Origin of the sequence: Actinomadura sp. B10D3 (assembly GCF_039871695.1) — a bacterium.
GTDB lineage: Bacteria > Actinomycetota > Actinomycetes > Streptosporangiales > Streptosporangiaceae > Spirillospora > Spirillospora madurae.
The window spans coordinates 290,864-303,735 of sequence record NZ_JBDPLY010000005.1 but is presented as its reverse complement, the minus strand read 5'-3'; the positions used below and the strand labels follow the sequence as shown (position 1 = coordinate 303,735).

The 12,872-nt window shown below is 73.9% G+C and carries 9 protein-coding genes; 3 read left to right on the top strand and 6 right to left on the bottom strand.

Annotation, left to right across the window (positions count from 1 at the left end; all coding sequences use genetic code 11):
* Positions 1-56: 56 nt before the first annotated feature.
* Positions 57-1,703: an AMP-binding protein gene (locus tag ABGB11_RS12115; RefSeq protein WP_347631899.1), complete on the top strand. Its 1,647-nt coding sequence runs from the start codon at positions 57-59 to the stop codon at positions 1,701-1,703.
* On the opposite strand, the gene ABGB11_RS12110 is transcribed toward ABGB11_RS12115, so the two are convergent.
* Positions 1,700-2,194, bottom strand: a complete 495-nt coding sequence (locus tag ABGB11_RS12110) for a MarR family transcriptional regulator (protein WP_347631897.1) — start codon at positions 2,192-2,194, stop codon at positions 1,700-1,702. The two genes, ABGB11_RS12115 and ABGB11_RS12110, sit on opposite strands and share 4 nt — an antisense overlap.
* A gap of 89 nt (positions 2,195-2,283) precedes the next feature.
* On the opposite strand from ABGB11_RS12110, the gene icmF reads away from it, so the two are divergent.
* Positions 2,284-5,502: a fused isobutyryl-CoA mutase/GTPase IcmF gene (gene icmF / locus ABGB11_RS12105; protein ID WP_347631974.1), complete on the top strand. Its 3,219-nt coding sequence runs from the start codon at positions 2,284-2,286 to the stop codon at positions 5,500-5,502.
* 11 nt (positions 5,503-5,513) lie between these two features.
* The gene (locus ABGB11_RS12100) at positions 5,514-6,284 is read left to right on the top strand and encodes a helical backbone metal receptor (protein ID WP_347631895.1); all 771 of its coding nucleotides are present in this window, start codon (positions 5,514-5,516) and stop codon (positions 6,282-6,284) included.
* A gap of 9 nt (positions 6,285-6,293) precedes the next feature.
* On the opposite strand, the gene ABGB11_RS12095 is transcribed toward ABGB11_RS12100, so the two are convergent.
* The 5 genes from ABGB11_RS12095 to ABGB11_RS12075 all read right to left on the bottom strand — a co-directional run bounded on the left by ABGB11_RS12095 (position 6,294) and on the right by ABGB11_RS12075 (position 12,501).
* Entirely contained in the window at positions 6,294-6,890 is a 597-nt protein-coding gene (locus tag ABGB11_RS12095; protein WP_347631893.1) for a helix-turn-helix domain-containing protein, read from the bottom strand.
* A 43-nt stretch (positions 6,891-6,933) separates the two neighbouring features.
* The gene (gene fabG, locus ABGB11_RS12090) at positions 6,934-7,689 is read right to left on the bottom strand and encodes a 3-oxoacyl-ACP reductase FabG (protein WP_347631891.1); all 756 of its coding nucleotides are present in this window, start codon (positions 7,687-7,689) and stop codon (positions 6,934-6,936) included.
* A 15-nt stretch (positions 7,690-7,704) separates the two neighbouring features.
* A complete protein-coding gene (locus tag ABGB11_RS12085) occupies positions 7,705-8,856 on the bottom strand; it encodes an acyl-CoA dehydrogenase family protein (RefSeq protein WP_347631889.1) in 1,152 nt (383 codons plus the stop codon).
* 92 nt (positions 8,857-8,948) lie between these two features.
* Positions 8,949-10,973: a substrate-binding domain-containing protein gene (locus tag ABGB11_RS12080; RefSeq protein WP_347631887.1), complete on the bottom strand. Its 2,025-nt coding sequence runs from the start codon at positions 10,971-10,973 to the stop codon at positions 8,949-8,951.
* A 181-nt stretch (positions 10,974-11,154) separates the two neighbouring features.
* Positions 11,155-12,501: a protein kinase gene (locus ABGB11_RS12075; RefSeq protein ID WP_347631885.1), complete on the bottom strand. Its 1,347-nt coding sequence runs from the start codon at positions 12,499-12,501 to the stop codon at positions 11,155-11,157.
* Positions 12,502-12,872: the final 371 nt, after the last annotated feature.

The following is a 12,872-nucleotide window of genomic DNA, read 5'->3' as shown; positions in this document are numbered from 1 at the left end:
AAGTCAACAAACCACCGTTCTCGACCTGCACAAACATCTGGGATATGCCTGGAGACATGAGCCCTGGAGACATGAGCGTCGGCGCCCGCCCGTGGCTCGCGCGCTACGGCGAGGGGATCCCGGCCGGCATCGAGCCCGAGTACGCGAGCGCCCTGGACATGGCCGCCGTCACCGCGGCCGCGCACCCGGACGCCGACGCCCTGCGCTGCCGCGGCGAGCGGATCACCTGGCGCGACCTCGGCCGCCGCTCGGACGCCTTCGCCGCCGCCCTCGCGGCCGAGGGGCTCCGGCCCGGCGACCGGGCCGCGCTGTACCTGCAGAACGTCCCGGAGTTCGTGATCGCGCTGCTCGGCGTCTGGAAGGCCGGCGGCATCGCCGTCCCGGTGAACCCGATGAACAAGGCACGCGAGCTCGACCTCGTCCTGCGCGACGCCGGGGCGAGCGCCCTGGTCGCCCTGAGCGGGCTCTACGAGGACGTGGCGCGCGAGGTGATCACCGGCACCGGGGTGGGCACCGTCGTCACGGTGGCCGAGCCGGACCGTCCCGCGGCCGGCACGCTCGACCTCGCGGACCTGGTCGACCGGTTCGCGGGACGCTCCCCGGCGGCGCCGGCCCGCCCCTCCCCGGACGACGTCGCCCTGCTCACCTACACGTCGGGGACGACCGGGCCGCCCAAGGGGGCGATGAACACCCACGGCAACCTGGTCTTCAACGCCCAGACCTACCGCGACTGGATCGGCATCGGCCCGGGCGACGTGATCCTCGGGGTCGCGCCGCTGTTCCACATCACCGGCATGGTCGGGCATGTCGCGCTGTCGCTGCTGACCGGCGCCCGGCTCGTGCTGATGAACCGCTTCGACCCGGCGCGCGCGATCGACACGATCCGGGCGGAGCGCGCCACGTTCACGGTCGGCTCGATCACGGTCTTCATCGCGCTGCTCAACGCCCCGAACGCGGCGCGCGACGCGCTGGCCACGCTCACCAAGATCTACTCCGGGGGCGCGCCGATCCCGCCGAGCACGGTCGCGGCGTTCCGGGACGCCTTCGGCCAGTACGTCCACAACATCTACGGCCTCACCGAGACGACCTCGCCGTCCCACGCCGTCCCGCTCGGCGCCGAGGCGCCGGTGGACCCGGTGACCGGGGCCCTGTCCGTCGGCGTCCCGGTGTTCGACACGGTCGTCCGCGTGGTCGGCGACGACGGCCGGGAGCTGCCGCCCGGCGAGATCGGCGAGCTGGTCACCTCCGGCCCGCAGGTGGTCCCCGGCTACTGGAACAAGCCGGAGGAGACCGCGGCGGCCCTGCCGGGCGGCGCGCTGCGCACCGGCGACGTCGGCTACATGGACGCCGGCGGCTGGTTCTACCTGGTGGACCGCAAGAAGGACCAGATCAACGCGGGCGGCTACAAGATCTGGCCCCGCGAGGTCGAGGACGTCCTGTACGAGCACCCGGCCGTCCGCGAGGCCGCGGTCGTCGGCGTCCCGGACGAGTACCGCGGCGAGACCGTCAAGGCGTTCGTCAGCCTGCGCCCCGGCGCGGACGCCGGGCCGGAGGAGCTGATCGCCTTCTGCCGCGACCGCATGGCCGCCTACAAGTACCCGCGGGCCGTCGAGATCCTGGACGAGATCCCGAAGACCGTCACCGGGAAGCTGCTCCGCCGAGCCCTCCGCGACCGGCCGTCGGGCCAGGGCGGCCGGGGCTAACCGAGGTCGCCGGTGGTCAGGCGGACCTGGCGCAGGGCCGCGGTGAGCTCGGCGGCCTGGGCGGCGGGGAGGCCGGCGATGCCGAAGGCCGACTCGTTGAGCGCGAGCGTGGCCTCCTCGGCGAGGTCGCGGCCGGCCGGGGTGATGGTGGCGAGCACGACGCGGCGGTCGTCGGGGGAGGGGCGGCGGCCGACGAGGCCGCGCTGCTCCAGCCGCCCGATCACGTTGGTGACCGACGCGGGGTGCACCATGAGGCGCGTGCCCATCTTGCCCATGGGGAGCGTCCCGGTACGGGCGAAGGCCAGGAGGCGCAGGGCCTCGTAGGCGGCGAACGTCAGCCCGAACGGCTTGAGGACCGCCTCGATCCGGCTGAGCAGGAGCTGCTGGGCCCGCATCACCGAGGTGACGGCCGCCATGTGGTCGGCGTGCTCGGGCCAGCGGGCGCTCCACTGGCGGTGGGCCTCGGCGATCGGATCGGGTATGTCGGGCACCGGGCCACCGTATGTGGTCTTGACCGCGTCGCGCACGGAAACTATTTTAACTTCCAAATATTGGAAGTCCAAGGTTTGGGGTGGGGACGGTGACGGGGGAGCTGCACGTGCCGGTGCACCCGGTGCGCTTCGTGACGGCGGCGGCGCTGTTCGACGGCCACGACGCCGCGATCAACATCATGCGGCGCATCCTGCAGTCCCAGGGCGCCGAGGTCGTGCACCTGGGGCATGACCGCTCGGTCAGCGAGGTCGTCGACGCCGTCCTGGAGGAGGACGCGCAGGGCGTGGCGATCAGCTCCTACCAGGGCGGGCACGTCGAGTACTTCGAGTTCCTGTCGCGCAGCCTCAAGGAGGCCGGCGCCGAGCACGTGCGGGTGTTCGGCGGGGGCGGCGGCGTCATCGTGCACGAGGAGATCGACCGGCTCTCCGGCGCGGGCGTGCGGATCTTCTCGCCGGAGGACGGGCAGCGGCTCGGCCTCCCCGGCATGATCAACGAGCTGGTGCGCGACTGCGACGTCGACCTCGCGGCCGAACCCGCCCCGGTGGAGGAGGTCCTGGCGGGCGGGCGGCGCGCCCTCGCCCGGACCCTCACCTGCCTGCAGGCCGGGAAGCTGCCGGAGGGCGACCGGGCGCGGCTCGCCGAGGCGGCCGCCGCGCGCCGGGTCCCGGTGCTGGGCATCACCGGCACGGGCGGGTCCGGGAAGTCGTCCCTCACCGACGAGCTGGTGCGGCGGCTGCGCGTCGACCAGCGCGACCGGCTGCGCGTCGCGGTGCTGGCCGTCGACCCGACCCGGCGGCGCGGCGGCGGCGCGCTGCTCGGCGACCGGATCCGGATGAACTCCCTGGACGGCGGCCGCGTGTTCTTCCGCTCGCTGGCCACCCGGGGCGCGCGGGAGCTGCCCGAGAACATCGAGGACATCGTCACCGCGTGCAAGGCCGCCGGATACGACCTGGTCGTGCTGGAGACGCCCGGCATCGGGCAGGGCGACGCCGCGATCGTCCCGCTGGTGGACGTGTCGCTGTACGTGATGACGCCGGAGTTCGGCGCCGCGTCCCAGCTGGAGAAGATCGACATGCTCGACTTCGCGGACGTGGTGGCGATCAACAAGTTCGAGCGGCGCGGCGCGGCCGACGCGCTGCGGGACGTGGGCCGCCAGCTCGTCCGCAACCGGGAGGCGTTCGGGCAGCGCCCCGACGACATGCCCGTGTTCGGCACCAGCGCGGCCACCTTCAACGACGACGGCGTCACCGCCCTCTACCAGCACCTCGGGGAGTTCTTGGGCGAGCGCGGGCTGCGGCTGGAGGACGGGGCGCTGCCCAGGGCCGCGACGAAGGTGTCGACCGGCGCCGCGACCGTCATCCCGCCGAACCGCGTCCGGTACCTGTCCGGCATCGCCGAGACCGTGCGCGGCTACCACGCGGACACGGCCAGGCAGATGGAGGCGGTGCGGCGCGTCCAGCGGCTGGACGAGGTCCGCGCGGAGCTGACCGACGCCTCCGAGGTCGAGGCGCTGCTGGAGGAGGCGCGCCGCGACGTGGCGCCGGACAGCGCCCGGCTGATCGAGGAGTGGCCGGCGGTCGTGGAGTCGTACTCCGGCGACGAGCAGGTCGTGAAGATCCGCGACAAGGAGCTGCACACCAAGCTGACCCGCGAGTCCCTGTCGGGCAGCCGCATCCCGCGCGTCGCGCTGCCGCGCTACACCGACCACGGCGAGCTGCTGCGGTTCCTCCGGTCGGAGAACCTCCCGGGACGGTTCCCGTTCACCGCCGGCGTGTTCCCCTTCAAGCGCGACAACGAGGACCCCGCGCGCATGTTCGCGGGGGAGGGCGACCCGTTCCGCACCAACCGCCGCTTCAAGCTGCTGTCGGAGGGCCAGCCCGCCACGCGGCTGTCCACCGCGTTCGACTCGGTCACCTTGTACGGGCGCGATCCCGACGAGCGTCCCGACGTGTACGGCAAGGTCGGCACGTCCGGGGTGTCGATCGCGACGCTGGACGACATGAAGGCCCTCTACGACGGGTTCGACCTGTCGTCGCCGACCACGTCGGTGTCGATGACCATCAACGGCCCCGCGCCCACGATCCTGGCGTTCTTCCTCAATACGGCCATCGACCAGGGGCTGGACGCCTTCTACGAGGAGCACGGGCGCGAGCCGTCCGCCGAGGAGGCCGCGCAGATCCGCGCGCGCGTCCTGTCGACCGTGCGCGGCACCGTGCAGGCCGACATCCTCAAGGAGGACCAGGGCCAGAACACCTGCATCTTCTCCACCGAGTTCTCGCTGCGGATGATGGGCGACATCCAGGAGTGGTTCATCGCCAACAAGGTCCGCAACTTCTATTCGGTGTCCATCTCCGGCTACCACATCGCCGAGGCGGGCGCGAACCCCATCAGCCAGCTCGCGTTCACCCTCGCCAACGGGTTCACCTACGTCGAGTCCTACCTGGCGCGCGGCATGGACATCGACGACTTCGCGCCCAACCTGTCGTTCTTCTTCTCCAACGGCATGGACCCCGAGTACAACGTCCTCGGGCGGGTGGCCCGCCGCATCTGGGCCGTGGCCATGCGCGACAGGTACGGCGCCAACGAGCGCAGCCAGAAGCTCAAGTACCACGTGCAGACGTCCGGCCGCTCCCTGCACGCGCAGGAGATGCACTTTAACGACATCCGGACCACGCTGCAGGCGCTCATCGCCATCTACGACAACTGCAACAGCCTGCACACCAACGCCTACGACGAGGCCGTCACCACGCCGACGGCCGAGTCGGTGCGCCGGGCGCTGGCGATCCAGCTCATCATCAACCGCGAGTGGGGGCTCGCGATGAACGAGAACCCGCTGCAGGGGTCGTTCATCATCGACGAGCTGACCGACCTGGTCGAGGAGGCGGTGCTGGCGGAGTTCGACCGGATCAGCGAGCGCGGCGGCGTCCTCGGCGCGATGGAGACCGGTTACCAGCGCGGCCGCATCCAGGACGAGTCGATGCTGTACGAGCAGCGCAAGCACGACGGCTCCCTGCCGCTGATCGGGGTCAACACGTTCCGCACCCCGGACTCCGGCGACGGGACGCCGCAGAAGATCGAGCTGGCCCGCGCCACCGAGGAGGAGAAGCGGTCCCAGCTCGACCGCGTCCGCGCCTACCAGGAGGCGCACGGCGACGAGGCGCGGGCCGCCCTCGCCGCGCTCAAGGAGGCGGCGCGGGCGGGCGAGAACGTGTTCGCGGTGCTGATGGACGCGGCGCGCGTGTGTAGCCTCCAGCAGATCACCGCCGCGTTCTTCGAGGTGGGCGGCCAGTACCGCCGCAACGTCTGATCGTCCGGCCCATGACCGCGCGTGACGACACCGGCGCCCCGGTCCCCGTTCCGGACCGGGTGCGCCGGGTCGTGTCCATCGTCCCGTCCCTGACGGAGACGGTCGCGGTGTCCGCGCCGGGCCTGCTGGCCGGCGCCACCGACTGGTGCACCCACCCCGCGGGCCTGGACGTGCCGCGCGTGCGCGGCACGAAGAACCCCGACGTGGAGAAGATCGCGGAGCTGCGGCCGCACGTCGTCCTCGGCAACACCGAGGAGAACCGCCCGGCCGACGTCGAGGCGCTGCGCGCCGCGGGCATCCCGGTGTGGATGACCGAGATCCGCACCGTCGGCGAGGCCCTCGCGTCGCTGCGCCGCATGCTCACCGAGGCGTGCCGTGTCCCGGTCCCCGCCTGGCTGGACGAGGCGGCGCGCGTCTGGTCGGACGTCGCGCCGCGCCCGCCCCGCGCGGCGGTCATCCCGATCTGGCGGCGGCCCTGGATGGTCGTCGGCCGGGACACCTTCACCGGCGACGTCCTGTCCCGGCTCGGCGTGTCCAACGTGTACGCCGGCCACCCGGACCGCTATCCGAAGATTCCGCTGGACGAGCTGAACGCGTCGGGCGCGGACCTGGTCGTCCTGCCCGACGAGCCGTACGCGTTCACCGAGGACGACGGTCCCGAGGCGTTCCCCGGCATCGACGCGGCGCTCGTCAGCGGGCGCGACCTCACCTGGTACGGCCCGTCCCTCGTCGGCGCACCGGCCGCCCTGGCGCGGCGGCTCGACGAGGCCCACCCCCGCTAACCGCCCCCGTCAGGGCGCGCGGCCGGTGAACATGGCCTCCACACAGCGGGCCATGCGCGCGTCCAGTTCCTCCGCCGGCATGCCGATCTCCCTGGCGAGGTGCTCGCGCAGCAGCGTGTACCCGCAGATCGTGGACGCGATCGCCGCCTGCACGGCCTCGACGTCCTCGACGGGAAGGCGGCCCGCCGCGGCCTCCGCGGCGAGGTCCTCCCGGTCGGCGCCCCGGTTGAGCAGCGCCCGGGGCCGGTCGTCGCCGTCCAGCACCAGCAGCGCCGCCAGGCGGACCGGCTCGGGGTTGCGCAGGCTCGTCCAGAACAGGCGCGACAGCCGCTCGCGCAGCGGCAGGCCGGCCGCGTCGACCGCGTCCTCGGCGTTCAGCCGCGACCGGTGGAACAGCGCCGACCGCAGCAGCGCCCGCCGCGACCCGAAGTACTGGTACACCAGCCCGCGGTTGACGCCGGCCTCGTCGGCGACCTGCCGCAGGTTCAGCCCGGCGAGGACGCCGCCGCGCCGCAGCAGCGCGATGGCCGCCGCGCGCAGCGACTCCTCCGTCCCCTCCCGGTCGCGTGCCTGGCCGTGGCGGCGGGCCGCCCGCGGCGACGTCACGCGCCGTGCCCCGGCGTGGGTACGGCGCCGCGCACGGGCCGGCTCATGCCCGCGGACCGCCCGCCACGTAGATGACCTGCCCCGAGACGAAGGAGGCGTCGTCGCCGACCAGGAACGCGACGGTGCCGGCGATGTCCTCGGGGACGCCGACGCGGCGCACCGGGATCTCCTTGGCGGCGGCGGCCTTGAAGTCCTCGAACTCCACGCCGATCCGGGCGGCGGTCGCGGCCGTCATCTCGGTGGCGATGAAGCCGGGGGCGATCGCGTTGACGGTGACGCCGAACCGGCCAAGCTCGATCGCGAGGGTCTTGGTGAAGCCCTGGAGGCCCGCCTTGGCGGCCGAGTAGTTGGCCTGGCCGCGGTTGCCGAGCGCCGACACCGACGACAGGTTCACGATCCGGCCCCAGCCCGCCTTCGTCATGTGCTCCTGCGCGGCGCGGCTCATCAGGAACGAGCCGCGCAGGTGCACCGACATGACGGCGTCCCAGTCGTCGTCGGACATCTTGAACAGCAGGTTGTCGCGGGTGATGCCGGCGTTGTTCACCAGCACGACGGGCGGCCCGAGCTCGGCGGCGACGCGCGCGACGGCGGCGGAGACCGCCGCGGAGTCGGCGACGTCCACGCCGACGGCGAGGGCCGTTCCGCCGTCCTTGGCGATCGTCTCCACGGTGCCCGCGCACGCGGCCTCGTCGAGGTCGCAGACCGCGACGGCGAAGCCCTCCCTGGCGAGGCGGACGGCGGTGGCGGCGCCGATGCCGCGCGCGGCGCCGGTGACGATGGCCACACGGTTGTCGGTCATGTGCGCACCCTTCCGTCAGACCTGGATGTCCTTGGCGATGATGGTCTTGAGCACCTCGCTGGTGCCGCCGTAGATGCGGGTGACCCGCGCGTCGGTGTACAGGCGCGCGATGGGGTACTCCATCATGTAGCCGTAGCCGCCGTGCAGCTGAAGGCACTTGTCGACGACGCGTCCCTGGACCTCGGTGCAGAACAGCTTGCAGACGGCGGCGTCGGCGGGGGTCAGCTCCCCGGCGTCCAGGGCCTCGATGCAGCGGTCGACGAGCGAGCGGGCCGCCTCGACCTCGGTGGCGCACTCGGCGAGGACGAACTTGGTGTTCTGGAACGAGGAGACGGTCTTGCCGAAGACGGTGCGCTCCTGCACGTACTTGCGGGCGAACTCGACCGCGGCGGCGGCGGACGCGTAGGCGTTGGTCGCGATGCCGAGGCGCTCCTCGGCGAGGTTGTGGGTGAGGTACTCGAAGCCGCGGCCCTCCTCGCCGAGGAGGTCCTCGACGGGCACCCGGACGTCGGTGAACGACAGCTCGGCGGTGTCGGAGCTGTGCTGGCCGATCTTCTCCAGCCTGCGGCCGACGGCGTAGCCCTCGCTCGTGGTGTCGACGGCGAGGATCGACAGGCCGGCCCGGCGGTTCTCGGGCGTGGCGGGGGACGTCCGGGCCACCACGAGCACGCGGTCGGCGAGGACGCCGCCGGTGATGAACGTCTTGGCGCCGTTGAGGATGTAGTGGTCGCCGTCGCGCTTCGCGGTCGTCTGGATGCCGGCGAGGTCGGAGCCGGTGCCGGGCTCGGTCATCGCGATGGCGGTCATCATCTCGCCGGACACGAACGGCGGCAGCCAGCGCTTCTTCTGCTCGTCCGAGCCGTACTTGAGCAGGTAGGGCAGGACGAGGTTGACGTGCACCCCGTAACCGCCGAAGCTCACCGCGGCGCGGGCGCACTCCTCGGAGATCACGGCCTGGTACTTGAAGCTGGTCTCGCCCGCACCGCCGTACTCCTCGGGCACCTGGACGCCGAACACGCCCAGCTCGCCGAGCTTGTGGTAGAAGCCGCGCGGCGGGTGGCCGGCCTTCTCCCACGCGTCGTAGACCGGGGCGACCTCGGCCTCGATGAACGACCGGATCATGTCCCGGAACGCCTCATGGTCCTCGTTGAATACGGTGCGGCGCACGCCGTGCCCCTCTCGCCTGCGTAACTAACAGAACGCTAACCTAACTCGAATAGCATTCTAGAATCAACTACGAGGGAGAGGGGCCGCGGAGGTCAGGGGTTGACCCGCTGGGACAGCGCCTTGAGGAAGAGCGCCTGCACCTCCTCCGGGGTCTCGGCCACGTACGCGTCCCCGCGCGTGAGCCGCGCGATCTGCCGCAGCTCGTTGACGTCCACGTCGCCGCCGTTGCCGAACATGTTGATGAGGACCGGGCGCTCCGGGTCGTACTCGCGGCGGATGTGGTCCAGCGTCTCGGCGAGCGAGGGGCCGCCCGGGTCCTCGTTGCGGCCGTCCGTCCAGAGCAGCACCGAGTTGACGTACTCAGGCTTGTAGGTCCGCTTCATGTAGTCGAACGCCGCCATGACCGTGTCGTACAGGCCCGTGTCGCCGCGCTTCTTCACCCGGATCTGCGCGAACGCGCTCAGCATCTGCTGGCGCCGGGTGGCGGAGCCGAGCCGCTCGCCGAGCGGTCCGACGCTGACCAGCTCGCGCCAGTCCTGGTCGCCCTCCAGCTTGGTGGAGAACACCCACTGGCCGAGCTCGCTGTCGTCCGGTAGCAGCGACAGCCCGCCCTGCGCGGTGCGGACCGTGGCCTGCAGCCGGGTGACGCCCGGCACCAGCCGCTGGTCCATGGACCCGGACACGTCGATGATGCTGAGCATCCTGATGCTCAGCGACAGCTGCGCCCACGACTGCATGGTGCGCCGCACGTCGGCGGCGGGCGCCGGCGGCAGCGCCTTCGGCGCGCGCGGGTTCAGGCCGGTCCGGGGGGAGAACGCCGCGGGCGCGGCGCCGCCGGGGGTGCGGAACCCCAGCCGCTGGACGTCGTCGCGGGTCGCCCGGTCCGACAGCGCCCGCCGCAGCAGGCGGGCCGCGCCGGCCTTGGCCGCGTCCCGGGACAGGACGGTGACGGGGTGGTCCAGGAAGACCGTTCCCTCCGCCGGGTACACCGCGACGGCCTGCTCGGCAGGACGGCGCGCGTTGTAGGAGAACACCGCCTGCTCGGGGGCCAGCGCGACGGGGTAGCGGTCGGTGTCGCCCTTGCCGAACGCGGCGAACTCCGCCGGGACCGACGCCGCGATGCCCTCGCGGATCGTGCGGACCACGCCGGCGAACCGCGCCTGGCCGCCCGGCGAGTCGGCCAGCAGCGCGCCGGCCAGCATCAGCGAGCCCATCCCGGTGGCGCTCCGGTCGGGGTCGGGGACCTGGAGCCGGAACAGCCGCGCCGGGATGACGCCGCCGCCGGCGTCCGGGTCCTGCCCGGAGTCCGAGGCGCCCGCCGCGGCGAGCAGATCCTTCCAGGACGGCTGCTCGGGCGCGCCGAGGTTGCGCAGCTGCGTCGCGAGCCCGCGGGGCATCGCCAGCACGATGGGGGAGGAGGCCATGCCGCCGAGGTCGGTGAAGGACCCGGCCGCCCCGGGCCTGTCGGAGGTGCCGACGAGCTTGGTCCACAGCGAGGAGTCGGGGATCCAGACGTCCGGCTTCTCGGTGACGCCGGCGACCCCCTTGCCGGACAGCAGGGTCGCGACGGCCGCCGGCTCGGTGGCCCGCACCCGCGCGCGGACGCACCGCCCGTCGACCTCGTTCTTGGCGTCGTTGAGGCGGCCCGCCGCCCGGATGACCGCGGGGGCGATGTCCGGCGCGGCCGCCACGGTGAGCGTGAGGGCGTCGTCGCCGGAGCAGTCGTCGCCGGCCGCGGCGACCGCGTAGGCGCCGAGGCCGGTCAGCAGCACCAGGCCGACCGCGCCCGCGAGCGGCCCGAGCAGGATGCCGCCGACGCGCCTCGGCGGCCGTCCCCGGCAGGGGAGCCACCGCCCCCGGGGCGGCTTGGCGGCGGCGTGCGCCGGCCCCGGCGGGCGGGACGCGCGGGCGGGCCGGCTGAACGCGTCGAAGGGCGCCTCCGCCCCGCCGGGCCCCGCCCCGCCGGGCCCCGGACCGGCGGGGCGCGCGCCGGGGCCGTGCGGCCCGGGCGCTCCACCGGGCTGCGAGGCCCCGAGGAAGGTGTAGGGCGTCTCCGGGTCGCCCGGCTCCGGCAGGTTCCGGGGTGCCCAGTCGGGCACGTCGTCGTGTCCGCTCATCGCCGTTCTCCGTTTCCCGGTGGGCCCGGACGAGCGGGGCGCCGGGCCGCGTCGCGCCATGTCTCGACGGCCCGCGGGTGAGACACATTGATGATCTGTCTCGGCGGGGCCAGGTGTGATGTTCGTCTCATCAGCGTCTTCCGTCAAGGGTTTCGGCGGGTCCGGACTGGGTCGCGGGCGGTCAGGAGGGCGGAACGGGCACCTCGGCGAGCAGAGCGGCGAATCCGGCGGCGCGCGCCGGGGACACCTCGTCCGCGGTCCGCCCGTCCAGGGACGCGCGCAGCCGCGCCACCCGCCGCCCGAGGTCCACGGGCCGGCCCTGGTCCACCTCGTTGAGCAGCGTGGTGACCTCGGTGGCCAGGTCGGAGCCGAACCGCGGCCCGACCTCCCCGCGGGCGATCCCCACGTCGATCGCGCGGCGCAGCCGGGCGAGGGCGCCCACGACGGCCGTGCGCGCGTCCGCCGCCGGGACCGCCGGGCTCGCCGTCCGGGTCGGCGGTCCCGGCCGGCGGGTGCTCGGATCCCCTTCCGGGTCGGGCGGGCCTTCGGCGGACGGGCGCGGCGGCAGGGGCAGGGTGACGCCGCCCGCCGCCGGGTCCGGCAGCGCGGACATGGTCACGGCGAGCGGCACGAGCGCGAGCGCCAGCGCCGCCGCGGCGGCGCCGAGCACGCCCGCGCGCCGGGCGCCTCCCGGCCCGCGCCGGGCGGGTGCCCGCTCCCCGGTGTCCGCTGCGTCCGCCGCCTGCGCGGCGTCGGCGGCGTCCGCGGGCAGGGGGAGGACGGGGATCTCGCCGGCCTGCTCCGCCAGCGTGCGCGCCACCTCGGCGGCCGGCGGCCGTGCGGCGGGATCGGTGGCGCGGCACCGGGCCGCGAGGCCGGCGAGGTCCGCCACCGCCCCGTCCGGCGGCTCCCCGTCCGCCGTCTCGGGAAGGCACGCCGCCAGGATCGCGCCCAGCGCGAGCACGTCCGCGGCCCGCCCCGCCTCCTCGTCCGGCCCGTCCCGGCCCTGGAGGGCCTCCCCGGCTCCCTCGCCCGCGGCCTCCGCGGCCGGGCCGGCGACGCCGAGGCCGAGGAGTTTCACGCCGCCCGCGGTGAGGAACACCTGCCCGGCCCTCAGATCGCCGTGGACGACTCCGCAGGCGTGGACGGCGGCCAGGGCGTCGGCGATCCGCGCGCACACGCCGGCCGCCTCCTGGGGGTTCGGCAGGCCGCGCGTGAGGCGCGCCGTCAGCGACTCGCCGTTCAGGTACTCGGTCACGACGTAGGTCAGCGCGCCGCCGCCGGGGTCCTCGGCCTCCCCGTAGTCGTAGGTGGTCACGATGCCCGGATGGGTGAGCGCCGCGGCGGCGCGGGCCGCGTCGCGCAGGCGCCGCCGCGCCCGCCGCTCGGCGCGCGGGACGGTGACCATCGTCACCGCGACGCCGCGGGCCAGCAGCTCGTCGTGCGCGCGCCACACCTGGGCGGGACCGCGCCGGCCGACGCGGTGCTCCATGCGGTAGCGGCCCTCCAGCCGGAATCCCGGTTCCACGGGACCTCCCCTCTGGCGCGGGGGACGGTTGTCACCGCACAGCAGTACGCACCACGGCCCGGATCGGATCGGTCGGTGGCCGGGAGGTTCTGACGGAGGGTGTCCGTCCGGGGACACCGCGCCCCGCACGGATCCGGAGGCGAAAGGTTCGGGGTCACCCGGTTTCGGGCCGTGGCCGGACCAGGCCACGGCTGCGTGCTTGCTTTTTCGTCAGGATGTGCCCTCGTCCCGGTGGACGGTCAGGCGCGGGTCACGGGGAGGGTGTTCCCGGCTCCGCGGAGGCCCTCCCACGTGCCCGGACAATGAAAAGCGGCGCCGGGTGGATACGGGGGCAATCCACCCGGCGCCGCATCATCGGTGTTCCGACGGGG